This window comes from Stenotrophomonas sp. ESTM1D_MKCIP4_1 (assembly GCF_003086895.1).
Taxonomy (GTDB): Bacteria; Pseudomonadota; Gammaproteobacteria; order Xanthomonadales; family Xanthomonadaceae; genus Stenotrophomonas.
Genome location: NZ_CP026004.1, coordinates 4419789 through 4437406, shown reverse-complemented (window position 1 = coordinate 4437406; position 17618 = coordinate 4419789). Strand labels below are relative to the sequence as shown.

Sequence of the window (17618 nt, the reverse complement as noted above, 5' to 3'; positions counted from 1 at the left end):
CCTATTTCATTCCGCGATCAGCACCAGGCCATCGGGAAAAACGATCGCTGCTTCATCGGCACTCAGGTCGAAAAAACCCACGCCGTGCTTCTCGGCCAGATCCTGCACGCGCCCGTGCGCACGTTCGGCCACCGAGTACGCGAACGCCCCGTAGATCACCTCGCGGCCGATGCTGTAATCGGTCACCTCGGCACGGTCGTCATCGTCGTTGCTCAGCGGCCCGTTCATCGGCGGGTACTCCTGCGCCATGTCCGCAAACCATGCCTGCAGTGCCGGGCTGCTGACCACCGGGTCGTCGTACTCGTGGTTTTCGCCCCACTGTGCCTGCTTCTCGAACCAGGCGATGAAGGCCGCTGCTTCGCGCGGGGCCGCGCTGGCCTCGAACACCATCATGTCGTAACTCATGGAACCGTCCTGTGCATGGCGGGGTCAGAGCCTACGCCCTTGGCGAAGGATCCGACCCCGGCGTGGGATCTGTGGCTGCACAGGGTATCGCGCTACGAGGGTTCGGCCGCACTCATCGCCAACCCCGGTGCCAGTGCCTTCGCCTCCGGGAACAGCGCGAAGCGCAGGCCGATCAGGCCCATCAGCGCCTCGTCGCGTGCTTTGCACGCAGCCACGCCGCCGACGCGGCCCAGTGAGGTGTCCAGGCGCTCGCGCAGTGCCTCGGCCGGGGCGATCGGGTGACGCGCAATGATCTGCCGGCGGTAGTGCGCGGCAATCTCTTCCAGGATGTGCTCGACCGCTTCGCGGCTGCGTTCGGGCAGTTCCAGCCGGGCGCGACGCAGCTGCAGGATGTTCAGGCCGATGCGCGCCTCGTTGAGCATGTCCACCGAGGCGATGTCGCTGCCTTCCGGGGTTGCCGCCAGGCGTGGTGCGAGCAGGCCCAGCAGATCGAGCATGCGTGCGGCAAAGCGCTGGCGGTCCTGCTGGCCACGCCCTTCGGCGGCTTCGGCCAGCGTGGTCCACCCCTGGCGCACCAGGCGGCGCGCGGTCCATTCGGCACCTACTGAACGGAACAGGCGCGTCATCACCACCGCAAAGCCAATGCCGATGAACATCGCGATGGACGAGTTGAGGAAGCTCTGGATGTTGGCGCTGTAGGTGTTCTGCAGGCTCAGCAGAGCAGCCAGGTTCACGGTCAGCGGCAGCGCGAACAAGGCGCTCTTGGGGTGGTGCAGCATCAGGCCCAGCGGCAGGAACGCCACGGCCAGCACCAGTGCCAGCAGACCGAAGTCATGCACGGCCGGGAACACGCCGAACAGGTACACGCCGGCCACCAGCGAAGCGACGATGGCCCACACCAGGAACGAGACCATGCTCGGTGCCGGGTCATCCTGCGCAGCGAAGAACGCGGCAGTGACCGCCGCCATCATCGCGCCGTTGCCGCCACCCTCCCAGCCCAGGCATATCCACAGGACGCAGTAGCTCATCAATGCCACGCCGGCGCTGAGCGCGGAGAACAGCGCCATGCCGTAGTCCACGTGCTTGTCGGTGGCCACGCGTTCGGTGCGGATGCGGTAATGCGCGCGGTCCAGCGGTGCCGTGCCCTGGTCGATGGCGTGCTGCAGGGTGCGGCAGTCCTGCCACAGGTCCACCAGCTCCTCCAGGCGCAGCAGCAGGCTGGCCAGCTGCAGGTGTTGCAGGTCACTGTCCACCTGCGGTTTCAGCGCACTGATGCGCGCGCGCAGGCGGGCATAGGCGCTGGCGCTGGCGGGCGCATCGATCCAGTCGCGGATGTCATCGACCAGCGCCGGCAGCCCCTCAGGCAAGGCCTGGCCATCGCTGCGCAGTGCGCTCAAGCGGTCGGCAATCGAGGACAGCACCGGCAGCAAAAGCAGCATGCGCTCGCGCAGGCGTTCCATCGAAACGGCGCCACCCGCATGGCGCGGATCATCGCGGCGCAGGAACTCGATGAGCGCCTCGAACTGCACCAGGTCGGCGGCCAGCCGGTTGCGCGGGGCATGGGCGCGGCCACGCTCGAGGATCTGCCGGCACCACTGCGCGGCATCCTCCATCCAGTTGCCGATGCGGGTGCGCAGCATCGGCTGCACCGAGGCCGGGAACAGCAGCGAGGCCGCCAGCACCGCCACCACCGTGCCGAGGATGATCTCCTCGCTGCGCGCCACCACGGTATCGAAGATGGTTTCCGGCGAAGTGACCGCCGGGAAGCCGATGAAGGCGGTGGTGTAACCGGCCAGCAAAAACGCATAGCCACGCGGGCCACGGTTGAGCAGGGCCAGGAACAGGCAGGCGGCCAGCCAGACCGACATCGCCGCACTCAGTACGAAGGGCGTTTCCACCAGGGCCGGCAGTACCAGCAGGGTCGCCAGGCCGGCCACCAGGGTACCGACGATGCGGTACACACCCTTGGCCCGGGTCGGCCCCAGCAGCGGCTGGCTGACGATGTACACCGTGCCCATCGCCCAATACGGGCGCGACAGGTTGCCGGCCATGGCGATGTACAGCGCGGCCACTGCGGCCAGATAGGTCTTGATCGAGAACAGCCAGGCCTGGCGGTCGGTCAGCGCGTTCATGGCTTACTTCGCCGTGGCCTGTGCGGTGGCAGGAGCGGCCGGGGCCACCGTGGTCTGCCAGCCGCCGCCGAGCACCAGGAACAGATGGATCTGGTCGCGCGACACCTGGGCTTCGGCCGCGGCCAGGGTGGCATCGCTGGTGGCCAGGCTGCGGTCGGCATCCAGGCTGGACAGGTACGGCGTGCGACCGCCCTGGTACAGCCGGCGGTTCTGCTCGGCGGCCAGCGCGGCCTGCTGCTGGGCTTCGCGCAGCGACTGCAGGCGGCGAAGATCCTGTGCATAGCGGTCCAGCGCGGTCTGGGTCTCGCGCAGCGCCTGCAGCACTGCATGGTCGAACTCGGCCAGTGCCGCGTCGGCGCCTGCCTCGGCGGCGTGGATGCGCGCATGGGTGCCCGAGGACGGCAGGGTCCAGGAGATCAGCGGGCCGATCGACCATTGCTGGGTCATCGGTGTGCCGAAGTCCTCCAGCAGGCCGGCCGCACCGAGCGAGGCGCCCAGCCGGATGTCCGGGTACAGCTCGGCCGTGGCCACGCCAATCCGCGCGGTGGCCGAGGCCAGCTTGCGCTCGGCCTGGCGGATGTCGGGGCGGCGCTGCAGCAGCGCGCGGCCATCGCCCACCGGCAACGGCTGGGCCAGGCGCGGCGCGTCGGCGCAGTCGATCACGCCGGGCGGCAGTTGGCCGGGGGTCTGGCCCAGCAGGGCGGCCAGGGAATACGCCGCCGCCGAACGCTGCGCGCGCAGCGGCGGCAGCGCGGCTTCCAGCAGGGCCACCTGCGCGTTGGCGCGGGCCAGTTCCGGCGGCGTGCCGCGGCCGGCGTTGATCAGGCGCTGGGTCACCGAGCGGCTGCGCTGCTGCAGCTGCAGCGAATGTTCGGCCACGTGCAGCTCGTGGTTGGCATGGCAGATCTCCAGGTAGCTGTCGGCCACCTCGGCCACCACGCTCACCTGGGCCAGATCACGTGCGGCGGCCACCGACTGTTCGTCGGCGCGTGCGGCTTCGGCACCCCGCTTGAGCTTGCCGAACAGATCGAACTGGTAGCTGACCGCGAACTTGCCGTCGGCCAGGTTGATCACCGGCAGTTCGTGTTCCTGCAGGAAAGCCTCGGCAGACAACTGGGCGCGGCTGACGCCAGCCTCGGCCTCGTACTCGAAGCCACCGGCATCCATCGCCTGTTCGTACACGGCGGCAGCGCGGCGCAGGTGCGCATCGGCGGCCTTCAGCTCAACGTTGTCACGCAGCGCCTGGGTGATCAGGCCATCCAGCACCGGATCGTTGTACAGCGACCACCAGCGGTCGGGCAGCGCCTGGTTGGCGGCAACGTCCGGGTTCCGGGTGTCGATGAAGGCCGCATTGGCCTCCGGGCGCTTGAAGGCCGAGCCTTCCGGCAGGGCGTAATCCGGGCCGACGGTCCTGCAGGCGGCCAGGCTGGCCAGCGCAACGATCAGGCCGAGACGGGGCAGGGCGGTGTTCACAGGCCCGCCTGTGTCGGCGTGGTGCCGGCCTTGTCTGCGTGCTTCGTACGGTTGGTCTGCACGGTCACCGTGGCGGTACGCCCGGCGATCAGTTCCACGCCTTCGGGCACGTCGTCGATGGTGATGCGTACCGGGATGCGCTGGGCCAGGCGCACCCAGTCGAAGGCCGGGGTCACATTGGGCAGCAGCGTGCTGCCATTGCTGCGGTAGCGGTCTTCGATGCCGGCGGCGATGCTTTCCACGTGGCCATGCAGCGGGGTCGATTCACCCATCAGGCGGATGTCCACGCTCTGCCCCGGAGCCACGCCGCGCAGGCGGGTTTCCTCGAAGTAGCCATCGATGCGGAACGAACCGGTATCCAGCAGCGCCAGCACCGGCTTGCCCGCAACCACGTAGTCGCCCACGCGCAGGGTGCGGTCGTTGACCCGGCCATCGGCCGGCGCGTGTACTTCGGTGCGGGCCAGGTTGAGCTCGGCCAGGTCCACCGCCGCCTGGGCGGTGGCCAGCGCAGCCTGTGCAGCCTGCAGCTTGGCCCGGCGCACTTCGGCGTCCTCGGCGGCCACCAGGTCCTGCAGGCTGCGGTCGCGGCCGATCTCGCGGCGCAGCTGCGCCACCGAGGCTTCGCGCTCGGCCTGGCTCGCCCTGGCCTGTTCCAGCGCGATGCGGTAGCGCGCGCGGTCGACCACGAACAGCACGTCGCCCTTCTTCACTGCCTGGTTGTCGGCCACGTTCACCGACTCCACCAGGCCGGACACGTCCGGCGCCACCTGCACCACGTCGGCACCGACATGGGCGTCGCGCGTCCATGGCTCATCCATGTAATAGACCCACAGCTGGCGCAGCACCAGCAGGGCCACGATCACGGCTGCGCTGGTCAGCAGTATGGGAAGGGTCTTCTTCACGATCTTGTTCACGATTGCATCCAACGCAGGAGGTGGAACAGCAGGCCAAGCACGATCCCGTACAGCGCCAGGTTGAACAGCGCCGGATGCCAGACATGGCGATAGGCACCGGCACGCTGCAGCAGCGCGTGCAGGCCGCTGTTGACCAGGTAGGCCAACAACATCAACCCGAGCAGGGTCGGGACGAACACTCCGTGGAGACTGAATTCACCGGGCATCGGAAGGGGGCGGGATGGGGGAGGGAAGGGGCAACACACAGGACAACGGCAACGGGCAAAAGCCGCTGGCGCATTCACGGCAGCGGCGGTGTTCCAGGGACAACGGGCTTACGTGATGCGGTCGGCCGCCTCGGCGAGCAGGCGCCATGCCTTCAGCACGGCCTGCAGTTCATCCATGGAAAGTTCGCCGAACACGTCCTGGCGCAGGCCGATGAGCTGTTCTTCCAGCTCGCGCACCAGCGCCTGCCCCTCGTCGGTCAGCCACAGCAGGTTGGCGCGGCGGTCGCTGGCATCGCTTTCGCGACGCACCAGCTCGCTGGCGCACAGCTTGTCCAGCAGCCGCACCAGCGACGGGCCTTCCATGCCCAGCTGCTGGGCCAGCGCCACCTGGCGGATACCGCCGCCGGAGCGGCCGATCATCAGCAGGGGCATGGTGCAGGCGGTGGAGATGCCGTAGCTGCCGAGCCGGCTGTCGGCCAGCCGCTGCCACTGCCGCCCTGCGTAGAGCAGGCCGGAGCTGAGCTGCATCTGCAGCCGGGTGCGGTCGTCGAGGGGTCGGTCCATAAGAGATAGATAGGATACTACTAATTTCATTCCTATCAATAGTTTTTGCTGAATGGGGTGGGGTGTATTGAGGAAAGCGTTGCGCCGGTTGGCTATCGGTTGGGTTTGCGGAGGGCCGGACGGGGCAGGGCACGCTGCAAGTACGTCCATGTAAGCTCGATCGGCGCATCCATGCGCCTCACGGCCCTGCCCCGCCCGGCCCTCCGCAACCCACCCCACATCCGGCGAGCGCGGTGGGTTGGCTCTTTAAAGGCAAGGGCAGGAGCCGAAGCAGTGCGGACCAACGGTCCGCACCCACCACAGCAGCTGCGCGGTCCTTCCGGCGCCATGAACCCCCGCTTTTGCCCCCGCTTTCGGGCGGTCCGGCCGCGCCCGCAGGAAACTGTCCGGGAGGCGCGGGGGAGGGCAGGCAGGACCGCAGGCGCCATGGATGGCGCCTACGAGCCCCCATGGATTGGTTTACGGCGTGTCCTGCCTGCCCTCCCCCGCGCCTCCAAACCGATAGCAGGTAGGCGCCGCCAGACCCCCGATGAACCCGATCCACAGGACGACCCACCCCCCGGTCGGGTACGATGCTCGCCCCCCGTTCGGGACGCTGTACGCAATGAGCAAGAACAACGAAAAGGCCGCCCCGCAGGGCGACGTGACCCAGGACCAGGCCGAGGATGCCGTGCGCACCCTGCTGCGCTGGGCCGGCGAGGACCCGTCCCGTGAAGGCCTGCTGGATACCCCCCGCCGCGTCGCCGAAGCCTATGGCGACTGGTTCAGCGGCTACCGCGACGACCCGCGCGCCTACATGGAGCGGACCTTCGAGGAAGTGGCCGGCTACGACGAACTGATCGTCCTGCGCGACATCGAGTACGAAAGCCACTGCGAACACCACATGGCGCCGATCATCGGCCGCGTGCACGTCGGCTACCTGCCGGCCGGCAAGGTGGTGGGCATCAGCAAGCTGGCGCGCGTGGTCGAAGCCTACGCCCGTCGCTTCCAGGTGCAGGAAAAGATGACCGCGCAGATCGCCCAGTGCATCCAGGACGTGCTGCAGCCGATCGGCGTCGGCGTGGTCGTCGAAGGCGCCCACGAATGCATGACCACCCGCGGCATCCACAAGCGCGGCGTCAGCATGGTCACCTCCAAGATGCTGGGCAGCTTCCGCGACGACGCGCGCACCCGCGCCGAGTTCCTGCGCTTCATCGAAGTGGGCGGCAAGCGCTGAGCCGCTTGTCCGCACCGCGCCGGCCCCGCGTGGCCGGCACGTCCACGGCTGCCCCCGCGGCGGCCGTGCATGGCTGCCCGCAGCCGCCAGCGTCCATGAATCCTTTCGCTGCATGAAGCACCGCGAACGCATTGCCCGTTACCGCCATCTGCGCGAACAGCCCCAGTGGAAGCTGCTTGCCGCCGACCACGCCCCGGAAATCATCGGCCTGCTGCAGGGCCTGCTGATGGATGGCGAGCGCACGCTGCCGTCCTCGGTGCTGAACGAGCGCCTGCAACGCGCGCTGGACCAGCTGGCCGGCGACGAACTGTCGCGCGAGCTGCCACGTACCGCCCAGGCCTACATTGCCCATTGGCTGGCGCAGGGGTGGCTGGAACGCCGCCTGCCCGAAGGCGCCGACCAGGAACAGTACGAACTGTCGACCCCGGCGCTGCAGGCGATCCGTTTCGCTGACAGCCTGGAACAGGCCCGCGTGGCCGCCACCGAAAGCCGCCTGGCCCTGGTCATCGAGCAGCTCTCGGCACTGGCCGCACAGACCGAAGCCGATCCGGATGCGCGCCTGTCCGCGCTGCACGACGAACGCGACCGCATCGACGCCGAGATCGCCCGCGTCGGCGCCGGCCGCGTGGTGGCCCTCGACGGCAAGCGCGCGCTGGAGCGCACCCGCCAGATCATCGGCCTGGCCGACGAGCTGACCGAAGACTTCCGCCGCGTACGCGATGACTTCGAGCAGCTCAACCGCGATTTCCGCGAACGCATCATCGACGACGAAGGCGAGCGCGGCGACGTCCTGTCGCAGCTGTTCGAGGGCGTCGACGTCATCGGCGAAAGCGATGCCGGGCGCAGTTTCCAGGCATTCTGGCGCCTGCTCAACGACGCCGAACAGAGCGCCCAGCTCGACGCCGCGCTGGAGGCTGTGCTCGCTCGCGGCTTCGCCCGTCGCCTGGATCGCAACGAACGTAATTTCCTGCGCGGCTTCACCAGCACCATGCTGGAACGCGGCGGCCAGGTCCACGACGTACTGCAGAACTTCGCGCGCAGCCTGCGCGGCTTCGTGCAGAGCCGCGGCTATCTGGAACAGCGTCGACTCAACCAGCTGCTGAAGCAGGCACAGTCCGAAGCGCTGGCCCTGCGCGATGAGTTCCCCGCCCAGCGCAGCATCGGCCGCGACCTGCAGCTGACCACCAGCCGTCTGCGCTCGTGGTCGCAGTGGAAGCTGCACGACCCGCGCAGCGCGCAGGTGGATGGCAACGTCGAATACAACGATGCGGCCAGCATCAGCCTGGAAAGCGTGGGCGATCTGGTGGCGTCGTCGGAAATCGACTTCCGCACCCTGCGCCGTGACCTGCACGATCTGCTGGACGCGCAGCCGCGCCTGAGCATCGCCCAGGCGCTTTCGCAGCGCGAAGCGCCGCAGGGCCTGGGCAGCGTCATCGGCTACCTGTCGCTGGGCACGCGCTTTGGCAACGTGGTTGCCGGCGAGCAGGAGCTTGCGCAATGGCGCGGCGGCGACGGCCAGGTGCGCCGTGCCCGTATTCCGCTGGTTTGGTTCACCCAGGAGAGACGCCATGAGCTGGCATGAAGACCCCATCGAAGCAGCGGCGCCCGACCTGGTCGAAGACGCCTACGAGGCCGAAGCGGCCGTAGCCGCACCGCCGCGTCGTGGCAACGACGTCTATTACATGGGCGATACCGGTCGCCTGCCGCTGGATGCGCGCCGCGCGCTGTGCCAGCTGCTGATCGGCCCCAGCATCGACCAGCTGCGCCACGCCAAGCTGTGGCCGGCCCTGATCCGCAGCGAAGCGGCCATTCGTTCGGCCCTGGCTGACCTGTTCCTGGAGCTGGTGCTGGACCGTGACAGCGGCGTGGCTTTCACCCGCCAGGCCGACACCGAAGACGTCGACGCACCGGTGCTGCTGCGCACCTCGCCGCTGACCTTCATCGACTCGGTGCTGCTGCTGTTCCTGCGCCAGCAGCTGGCAGAAGCCGATGCGCGCGGCAATCGCGCTGTCGTCGCCGACGCCGAGATGGCCGAAGCGCTGGCCATCTATGAGAAGAACCTGTCCACCGACCGTGCCGGCTTCAACCGCCGCGTGGCCTCGGCCGTGCAGAAGATGAAGGACAACCACATCCTGACCCGCCTCAGCGGACAGGAAGACCGCCACGAAGTCTCGCCGGCGCTGAAGCTGCTGTTCTCCGCCGAAGACGTGTCCCAGCTTTCGGCGGTGTACCGCCAGCTGCGCGAAACCCCGGCCGCCGAGGCCTGAGAGACCCGAGTACCGCATGGCCATTTCCAAGCACACTCCCGCCCTGTTCAACGACGGTCTGCCGGACCCGCGCCTGCAGCAGTTCCGCATGCGCCGCCTGCAGGTGCACAACTGGGGCACCTTCAACGGTCTGACCGAGGTGCCGATCGCCGAGCGTGGCTTCCTGTTCGTCGGCCGTTCCGGTTCGGGCAAGTCGACCCTGCTCGATGCCATGTCCGCGCTGCTGACGCCGCCGGCCATCGTCGACTTCAACGCCGCCGCGCGCGAGGCCGAGCGCAGCGGTCGCGACCGCAACCTGGTGTCCTACGTGCGCGGCGCGTGGGCCGACCAGCAGGACAGTGGCACCGGCGAAATCGCCACCCAGTACCTGCGCAAGGGCGCGACCTGGACCGCACTGGTGCTGGAATACCGCGCCGGCGATGGCCGCGTGGTGTGCCTGGTGCGCCTGCTGTGGATCTCCGGCAACGGCACCTCGGCCGGTGACGTGCGCAAGCACTACATGATTGCCGAGCGTCCGTTCGACATCGCCAAGGACCTGGGCGGTTTCGACCTGGACCTGCGCAAGCTGAAGCAGAAGCTGGCCGACCTCCACCACTTCGACACCTTCTCCGGCTACGCCGAGCGCTTCCGCCACCTGCTGGGCATCGACAATGAAATGGCGCTGCGCCTGCTGCACAAGACGCAGTCGGCGAAGAACCTGGGCGACCTCAACGTCTTCCTGCGCGATTTCATGCTGGACACGCCGCGCACGTTTGATGCCGCCGAGCGCCTGGTCAGCGATTTCGCCGAGCTGGATGGCGCCCACCAGGCGGTGGTCACCGCCCGCCGCCAGGTGGAAACCCTGCTGCCGGCGCGCGCCCACTACAGTGAACTGAAGGCCATGCATCGCCAGCGCGGCGATGACGAGACCCTGAAGCTGGGCATCGACAGCTTCCGCGAGAGCCGCCGCCAGCTGCTGATCGAAGCGCGGCTGCGCGAGATGGACGTGCGTGACCGCGGCCTGCTGGGTGAAGAGGCCCAGCGCCGTGCGGCGCTGGACAACCATACCGAACGCCTGGCCGAGCTGGAACTGCAGCGTCGCCAGCAGGGCGGTGAGCGCATCGAGGAACTGGAACGCGAACAGGGCCGTGCCGAAGCCGAGCGCGACCGTCGCCTCGCCAAGCAGGCGCAGGCGCGCGAAGCCGCACGCCATCTGCAGGCCGAACTGCCGGACGATGCGCACGGTTTCTCCGAACTGGTCGAGCGCGCGCAGAACGAACTGCAGGACCGCCAGCGCGCTTCGGCGGCGCTGGACGATGCCATCAGCGAGCGTCTGGGCGGCAAGCGCGATGACGAACGTCGCTTCGGCGAAGTGCGTGGCGAACTGGAAGCGATGCAGCGCACGCCGTCCAGCATTCCCGCGCCGATGCAGAAGCTGCGCGCACGCCTGGCCGAAGAGACCGGCATCTCCGAAGCCGCGCTGCCCTTCGTCGGCGAACTGATCCAGGTCCGCGGCGAAGAGCAGAACTGGCAGGGCGCCATCGAGCGCGTGCTGGGTGGCTTCGCGCAGTCGCTGCTGGTGGACGACAAGCACTACAACGAGGTGGCCGACTGGGTGAACCGCACCCACCTCGGCATGCGTTTCACCTACTACCGCGTGCGCCGCAACGACGATGCGTTCGCCCGCGAACCGTCCGCACGTTCGCTGCTGCACAAGCTGGAACTGCGCGACCACGCCTTCGAGGGCTGGCTGCGCCGCGAACTGGGCAAGCGCTTCGATTACGAATGCGTCGATGCCAAGCAGCTGCGCAACGTCGACCGCGGCATCACCCGCGAAGGCCAAGTCAAGCATCCGGGTGACCGCTTCGAGAAGGACGACCGCAGCGCGGTGAACGACCGCCGCCGCTGGATCCTCGGTTTCAACAACCGCGACAAGCTGGTGGTGTTCGAGCGCGAGGCGCAGGAACTGGCCAAGCGCATCGCCAGCTGCGATACCGACATCGCCAGCCTGCGCGGCCAGCGTGACCGCGACAACGAACGCCGCCTGGCCTGCCACGAACTGATCGGCATCCAGTGGAACGAGATCGACGTGGCTGCGCCGCAGCAACGCCTGGCCGACATCGAAGCTACCCTGCGCGACCTGCGCGAAGGCAATGCCGACCTGGCCCGCCTGGCCCAGCAGATCGACGCCGTACGTGCCGATATCGAGCAGGCCCGCCGCACCTATGAAGACACCCGTGTCGAGCGCGGCCAGCTGGTGCGCGAACGCGACCGCCTGGACCGTGCCCGCCAGCAGAGCCGTGCGCTGGTGCTGCCGGCGCTGGCCGAAGACCAGGAAGCCGGGCTGGCCGAGCGCCTGCAGGAGCAGGGCCCGCTCAGCCTGGAAACGCTGGAAGCGCACATGCGCCAGGTCAGCAATGCACTGAACGAGCAGCTGTCGTCCTCGCAGCAGGACGTCAACCGCGTCGAGAACCTGCTGCTGGGCTGCTTCCGCCGCTTCATCCAGCAGTGGCCGGAGGAATCGGGTGACTTCACGGTGTCGGTGGCCTCGGCCGAGGATTTCCTCGCCCGCCTCGAACGCCTGGAGCGCGACGGCCTGCCGCAGCATGAAGAACGCTTCTTCGACCTGCTGCAGAACCAGAGCAAGAACAACCTGCTGGCCCTGCAGCGCCACAGTGCCGAGGCCCGCAAGTCGATCGGCCAGCGCCTGGATGAGGTCAACGCCAGCCTGGAACAGGTGCCATTCAACCGTGGCACCCTGCTGACCATCGAACTCAGCGACCGCCGCCTGCCGGAAGTGGGCGAGTTCCACCTGCAGCTGCGCGAGGTGCTGTCGCAGCAGCAGACCGAACAACGCGAGCTGGCCGAATCGCAGTTCACCGTGCTGCGCCAGCTGGTCAACCGCCTCGGTTCGCAGGAAGGCGAGGACAAGCGCTGGCGCGAGCTGGTGCTGGACGTGCGCATGCACGTGGAGTTCATCGGCGTGGAGCTGGACGCGGAAACGCGCCAGCAGGTCGAGATCTATCGCAGCGGCGCCGGCAAGTCCGGTGGCCAGCGCCAGAAGCTGGCCACCACCTGCCTGGCTGCGGCCCTGCGCTACCAGCTCGGCGGTGCCGACAGCCAGCTGCCCAGCTATGCCGCCGTGGTGCTCGACGAAGCCTTCGACAAGGCCGACAACGAGTTCACCGCGCTTGCGATGAACATCTTCGACAACTTCGGTTTCCAGATGGTGGTGGCCACCCCGCTGAAGTCGGTGATGACGCTGGAGCCGTTCATCGGTGGCGCCTGCTTCGTCGAAATCAGCGGTCGGCACGACTCCGGCGTGTTGCTCATCGAGTACGACGAAGAAGGCAAGCGCCTGAAGCTGCCCGAACGCAGCCGCCAGCAGGCCAACGAACCGGAAGAAGCCGAGGCCTGACCGGCCAGATTGAATGGGCATGCCGGCCAGCGGCCGGCACTACCGATGGGCAGGTTCATGACCCGGTAGTGCCGGCCGCTGGCCGGCAACCACATTCACGCGCCGCGGAACGTATCCCACGCCATCCGCGCGATCAGCACCACCACCAGCCCCACGAACAGCTTGCGGATGAACGGCGTGCCACCCTTCAGCGCCAGGCGGGTGCCCACCACCGAACCGAAGATGTTGGCCGCCGCCATCGGCAGCGCGAACAGCCACAGGATGTTGCCGGTGGGGATGAAGAACGAGATCGCCGCCACGTTCGTCGCCAGGTTCACCACCTTCGACGCCGCCGAAGCACGCAGGAAATCCAGGCCGAAGAAGCGCACGAACAGGAAGATCAGGAAGCTGCCGGTACCGGGCCCGAAGAAGCCGTCGTAGAAACCGATCGCCGCGCCGATGGCCAGTGCGATCACCAGCTCGCGGCGGCCGATCTCCTGCGGCCGGTGCAGCGCACCGAAATCCTTCTTCCACAGCGTGTAGCCCAGCATCGCCACCAGCAGCACCAGCACCAGCGGGCGCACCGCGTCCTTGGGCAGCAGGCTGACCGCCGTGGCGCCGGCGAAGGAGAAGACGAAGGCAGTGCCGGCGGCGAACAGCACCGGCTTCCACGGGAAGCGCACGTTGCGCGCATACCGCCACGCGGCCGCACCGGTGCCGAACATCGAACTGAACTTGTTGGTGCCGAACAGCATCGCCGGTGTCTGCTGTGGCAGCACCGTGAACAGCCCAGGCAGCTGTACCAGCCCGCCGCCGCCCACCGCCGCATCGACCAGGCCGGCGATGAAAGCGATCACCACCAACCACCACAACTCAGGGGGAACCAGTTCCAGCACGGCGATCGACACTTGAATGGGGGCGCGACAGCATACGCCTATCGGCGATGGATGCCGGCGGCGTCCCGCGCGACAATACCGGCATGACCCGCACCCCCGCTGACCCCTGTCCCTGCGGCCTGCCCGCCGATTATGCCGCCTGCTGCGGCCGCTTCCACGCCGGCGAAGCCGCGCCGGATGCCGAACGCCTGATGCGCTCGCGCTACAGCGCCTACGTGCGCCAGCTGGCCGATTACCTGCGCCAGACCTGGCACCCGGACACTCGCCCGGCCGAACTTTCGCTGGACGAGGCACCGGGCCAGCGCACTCACTGGCTGGGCCTGACCGTGAACGAACACCGCGTTACCGGCGCCGACAGCGCCGAGGTCCGCTTCACCGCCCGCTACCGCATCGGTGGCGGCAGCGCGGTCAGAATGACCGAGCACAGCCGCTTCCTGCGTATCGACGGCCGCTGGTACTACCTCGACGCCGTCTGAGCCTCAGCCCCCGCGTACTGCCAGCACACGCTGGCCCCCGTGCGCGCAGACCCGGTTGCGGCCTTCTTCCTTGGCCGCATACAGCGCCTGGTCGGCAGCCTTGACCACCCCGGACGGCCGCGCGTCGACGCGGCTGTCGGCCAGGCCGATGCTCACCGTCACCTGCACCACCTGGCCCGTGCCGCCGCGCCCACGCTGCTGCTGCCCGGCCGCGTCGTCCCGGCTGCGCGTGCTGCGGTCACGCAGCTGCATGCGGCTGTCCTCGATGCTCTGCCGCAGGGCCTCCACTGCATCCACGCAGGCCGGTGCCGGCCGGTCCAGGAACACCACTGCGAACTCCTCGCCGCCGTAGCGGAATGCGCGGCCCCCATCGCCCACCCGCGCCAGGCGCGAGGCCACCAGCTTCAACACGTCATCGCCGGTATCGTGGCCGTGTGTATCGTTGAATGCCTTGAAATGGTCCACGTCCACCATCGCGATGCTGTAGGTGCCGGCGGCCCGCTGCAGGGTTTCATTGAAGGCCCGGCGTCCGGGCAGCCCCGTCAGTTCATCGCGGAACGCCATGTGGAAGGATTCCTGCAGGGTCGCGCCCAGCATCAGCAGCAGCGCGGCCACGCTCAGCGCCGGCAGCAGCGCCGGCTGCAGGAAGATGCGCGGCAGCATCCACCACAGGCACAGCAAGGCCAGCAGCATCGCCGTGTGCAGTGGGCGGGGCCGCCGCCAGGCCTGCCAGCCCAGCGCGGCGGTGGCCAGCAGGAACAGCAGGGCCGGCAGCTGTGCAAGCGCATTCCACTCGCTTGGAACCCAGGCGGCATGCCGGTTCGAGAGCAGGTCATGCATGGCCTCCGGCTGCTGCGCGGCCAGCAGCAGGAAGATCGCCAGCACGGTGCCGCTGCTGATCCCGCGCAGCAGCAGGTCCTGGCGGCGCCGGCCGCGCTCCGGCCACAGCGCGTGGGCAGCGAACAGCACTGGCAACCAGGTGGAAACGGCATGGAACCGCAGCGGTGTCAGCGGGCGGATGTAGCCCAGGCGCAGGAAGTGCGCCAGATCGGGGTGCAGCATCGTGAACACGGCCGCCGTCAGCAGCAGCAGGCACAGCGTGCGGACCTGGTTGTACATCAGCGCCAGCCCCGAGCCCAGGCAGGCCAGCAACCACGGCAGCACGCGCTGTCCGCTGCGGCCGACATCGTCGTTGCCCAGCGTGGTCCACAGCACCAGCGCGACCAGCAAGGCGGGCAGCACGAACAGGTAATGCGCAGGCTGGCGGAGCGGATGATCGGACAAGCGGTAGTTCCAGCGCGGTCACTACACGGCCGCAGCACTGCCGTTAGCGGCGTTGCCACCGGCTTCTTGAATGGGCGGGATGTGAATGCGGTGACCTGAAGCGATGACATCGCGCTCACCCATGGCAGCCGAAGCTGGGCCCATGGACAGCGCAACCCTCGCCGTCGCTGCCCCGCAGCGTGAACTCGACGGCCACTTCGCTCACGTGCGTGGACGCAGCCAGCAGTTGGCGGCACCCCTCAGCGCCGAAGACGCCATGCTGCAGAGCATGGACGATGCCAGCCCGGCCAAATGGCATCTGGCCCACGCCACTTGGTTCTTCGAGCGCTTCGTGCTGGCCGGCGTGCGTGGCTATCAACCGTGGGATCCGGCCTGGGATTTCCTGTTCAACAGCTACTACAAGAGCCTGGGCCCGGCTCACGCCCGCCCGCGCCGTGGGCTGCTGTCGCGGCCTTCGCTGCAACAGGTGCGTGACTATCGCCGGCACGTCGATGAGCAGGTGCTGGCCCGCCTGGCCGACGGCGACCTCGGCGAAGAAGCGCTGCAGCACCTGCAGCTGGGCCTGCAGCACGAACAGCAGCACCAGGAGCTGCTGCTGACTGATATCAAGCACGCACTGTGGTGCAACCCGCTGCAGCCGCCCTATCGCGAAGACCTGGCCGCGGTCGCCAGCGTGCCAAGCGCGCAGGGCTGGGTGCCGCAGGAGGAGCGCATCGTCAGCGTTGGCGCAGCGCGCTGGCCGCAGCAGGCAGCCTTCGCCTACGACAACGAATCGCCGCCACACCGCGTGCTGCTGCCCGCGCACGCCCTCGCCGAGCGCCCGCTCAGTAACGGCGAGTACCGTGCCTTCGTCGATGCCGGCGGCTATCGCGATCCCCGCTGGTGGCTCAGCGAAGGCTGGGCCCTGTGCGAAGCCGAAGGCTGGCAGCACCCGCTGTACTGGCATGACGACCTGCAGCGTGAGTACACCCTCGGCGGTTGGCGCCCGCTCGATCCACATGCGCCGGTCTGCCACCTCAGCTATTACGAAGCAGATGCCTGCGCGCGTTGGCATGAGGCACGGCTGCCGACCGAGTTCGAGTGGGAAGCGGCCGCCGCCACCCAGCCGCTCAACGGCCACTTCGCCGATGACGACCGGCTGCATCCCTGCGCAGGGCAGGGCAGGGGCCTGCGCCAGCTGTTCGGTGACGTCTGGGAATGGACCTCCAGTGCCTATGGTGCCTACCCGGGCTTCCAGCCGTTTGCCGGCAACCTGGGCGAATACAACGGCAAGTTCATGTGTGGCCAATGGGTGTTGCGCGGCGGCAGCTGCGCAACACCGCGCGGTCACGTACGCAGCAGCTATCGCAACTTCTTCAATCCACCGGCCCGCTGGCAGTTCTCCGGCATGCGCCTGGCAAGGGACCTTCCATGAGTACCGTACAGGATGCGCTGCAGGCGCTGACCGACCTCACACCCGGCCGCCAGCAGATCATGGCCGACACCATCGCCGGCCTTTCACGCGCGGCGCGCCAGCTGCCGTCCAAGTATTTCTACGATGCGCGTGGCTCGCGGCTGTTCGAGCAGATCACCCATACCCCCGAGTACTACCCCACGCGCACCGAACTGGCCCTGCTCGACCGCGTACTGCCGGAGATCGCCAGCGCCGTCGGCGCCCATGCCCACGTGGTCGAGCTGGGCAGTGGCAGCGGACGCAAGACCGCGCGCCTGCTGGCCGCGCTGCACGATCCGGTGGCCTATACCCCCATCGAGATCTCCCGTGCGGCGCTGCTTTCCAGCATCGATCACCTGGCCCCGGCCTTGCCGCAGGTGCAGATGCTTCCGGTCTGTGCCGACTTCACCCGCCCGGTGCAGGTACCTGCGCCGGACCGTCCCGCCGCGCGGCGCCTGCTGTTCTTCCCCGGCTCCACCCTGGGCAATTTCGCCAGCGAGGACGCGGTCGCGCTGCTGCGTGCCATGCGCCAGACGATGGGCGAGAGGGGGCTGGCCCTGGTCGGTATCGATCTGCACAAGGACCCGGCGCTCATCGAGGCCGCCTACAACGACGCCGACGGCATCACCGCTGCCTTTACCCTCAACCTGCTGGCCCGCCTCAACCGCGATGTCGGCAGTGATTTCGACCTGGATGGCTTCCGCCACCAGGCGCGTTACAGCACCGCGCGGCTGCGCATCGAAACCGACCTGGTCAGCCAGCGCGAACAGGATGTGCATCTGGATGGGCAGACCTTCCACTTCCAGGCCGGCGAACCCATCCGGGTCGAATACAGCCACAAGTACACCGAGGCCAGCTTCAACCATCTGCTGCAGCAGGCCGGTCTGGAAACCGTCGCCCACTGGGACGCGGCCGACCCCGCCTACGGCCTGCGCCTGCTGCGCGCCGCCGCTCCGCATCTGTAGCGCCAGGCCGTG

At 68.3% G+C, this 17618-nt stretch carries 15 protein-coding genes; 7 read left to right on the top strand and 8 right to left on the bottom strand.

The window, feature by feature from the left end:
* Nucleotides 1-6: 6 nt before the first annotated feature.
* From C1924_RS20060 to C1924_RS20035, 6 genes are all read right to left on the bottom strand, one after another.
* Entirely contained in the window at nucleotides 7-405 is a 399-nt protein-coding gene (locus C1924_RS20060) for a hypothetical protein (RefSeq protein WP_108766889.1), read from the bottom strand.
* A gap of 92 nt (nucleotides 406-497) precedes the next feature.
* On the bottom strand, nucleotides 498-2537 hold the full coding sequence (locus C1924_RS20055) for an FUSC family protein (RefSeq protein ID WP_108766888.1): 2040 nt from the start codon (nucleotides 2535-2537) through the stop codon (nucleotides 498-500).
* A gap of 3 nt (nucleotides 2538-2540) precedes the next feature.
* Nucleotides 2541-4010 carry an efflux transporter outer membrane subunit gene (locus C1924_RS20050; protein WP_108766887.1) on the bottom strand — a complete coding sequence of 490 codons (1470 nt, stop codon included), beginning with the start codon at nucleotides 4008-4010 and terminating at the stop codon, nucleotides 2541-2543.
* On the bottom strand, nucleotides 4007-4924 hold the full coding sequence (locus C1924_RS20045; protein WP_174208977.1) for an HlyD family secretion protein: 918 nt from the start codon (nucleotides 4922-4924) through the stop codon (nucleotides 4007-4009). The genes C1924_RS20050 and C1924_RS20045 overlap by 4 nt, the downstream gene beginning before the upstream one ends.
* Entirely contained in the window at nucleotides 4921-5130 is a 210-nt protein-coding gene (locus tag C1924_RS20040) for a DUF1656 domain-containing protein (protein WP_010487502.1), read from the bottom strand. Before C1924_RS20040 ends, C1924_RS20045 begins: the two co-directional genes overlap by 4 nt.
* A gap of 108 nt (nucleotides 5131-5238) precedes the next feature.
* Nucleotides 5239-5694, bottom strand: coding sequence for a MarR family transcriptional regulator (locus C1924_RS20035; protein ID WP_108766885.1), 456 nt, complete (start codon nucleotides 5692-5694; stop codon nucleotides 5239-5241).
* Between the two features lie 604 nt (nucleotides 5695-6298).
* Here C1924_RS20035 and folE point away from each other — a divergent pair.
* The 4 genes from folE (at nucleotide 6299) to C1924_RS20015 (ending at nucleotide 12574) form a co-directional block, all read left to right on the top strand.
* On the top strand, nucleotides 6299-6910 hold the full coding sequence (gene folE / locus C1924_RS20030; RefSeq protein ID WP_004141296.1) for a GTP cyclohydrolase I FolE: 612 nt from the start codon (nucleotides 6299-6301) through the stop codon (nucleotides 6908-6910).
* A 112-nt stretch (nucleotides 6911-7022) separates the two neighbouring features.
* Nucleotides 7023-8492 (top strand): DUF3375 domain-containing protein, encoded by a 1470-nt coding sequence (locus C1924_RS20025; RefSeq protein ID WP_108766884.1) that lies wholly within the window; start codon nucleotides 7023-7025, stop codon nucleotides 8490-8492.
* The gene (locus C1924_RS20020; protein ID WP_108766883.1) at nucleotides 8479-9177 is read left to right on the top strand and encodes a DUF4194 domain-containing protein; all 699 of its coding nucleotides are present in this window, start codon (nucleotides 8479-8481) and stop codon (nucleotides 9175-9177) included. The genes C1924_RS20025 and C1924_RS20020 overlap by 14 nt, the downstream gene beginning before the upstream one ends.
* 16 nt (nucleotides 9178-9193) lie before the next feature.
* Nucleotides 9194-12574 carry an SbcC/MukB-like Walker B domain-containing protein gene (locus C1924_RS20015; RefSeq protein WP_108766882.1) on the top strand — a complete coding sequence of 1127 codons (3381 nt, stop codon included), beginning with the start codon at nucleotides 9194-9196 and terminating at the stop codon, nucleotides 12572-12574.
* Between the two features lie 95 nt (nucleotides 12575-12669).
* Here the strand turns inward: C1924_RS20015 and C1924_RS20010 are convergent, their stop codons facing one another.
* Nucleotides 12670-13449 carry a TSUP family transporter gene (locus C1924_RS20010; RefSeq protein ID WP_108767136.1) on the bottom strand — a complete coding sequence of 260 codons (780 nt, stop codon included), beginning with the start codon at nucleotides 13447-13449 and terminating at the stop codon, nucleotides 12670-12672.
* Nucleotides 13450-13532: 83 nt separating this feature from the next.
* Between C1924_RS20010 and C1924_RS20005 the strand changes: the two genes are divergently transcribed.
* Nucleotides 13533-13925, top strand: a complete 393-nt coding sequence (locus C1924_RS20005) for a YchJ family protein (protein WP_108767135.1) — start codon at nucleotides 13533-13535, stop codon at nucleotides 13923-13925.
* Between the two features lie 3 nt (nucleotides 13926-13928).
* Here C1924_RS20005 and C1924_RS20000 read toward each other — a convergent pair whose 3' ends face one another.
* Nucleotides 13929-15209 (bottom strand): GGDEF domain-containing protein, encoded by a 1281-nt coding sequence (locus tag C1924_RS20000; protein WP_108766881.1) that lies wholly within the window; start codon nucleotides 15207-15209, stop codon nucleotides 13929-13931.
* Between the two features lie 142 nt (nucleotides 15210-15351).
* Between C1924_RS20000 and egtB the strand changes: the two genes are divergently transcribed.
* Together egtB and egtD are read left to right on the top strand one after the other, a co-directional pair.
* On the top strand, nucleotides 15352-16623 hold the full coding sequence (egtB, locus tag C1924_RS19995) for an ergothioneine biosynthesis protein EgtB (RefSeq protein ID WP_108766880.1): 1272 nt from the start codon (nucleotides 15352-15354) through the stop codon (nucleotides 16621-16623).
* The gene (egtD, locus tag C1924_RS19990; RefSeq protein WP_108766879.1) at nucleotides 16620-17606 is read left to right on the top strand and encodes an L-histidine N(alpha)-methyltransferase; all 987 of its coding nucleotides are present in this window, start codon (nucleotides 16620-16622) and stop codon (nucleotides 17604-17606) included. Before egtB ends, egtD begins: the two co-directional genes overlap by 4 nt.
* Nucleotides 17607-17618 lie beyond the last annotated feature (12 nt).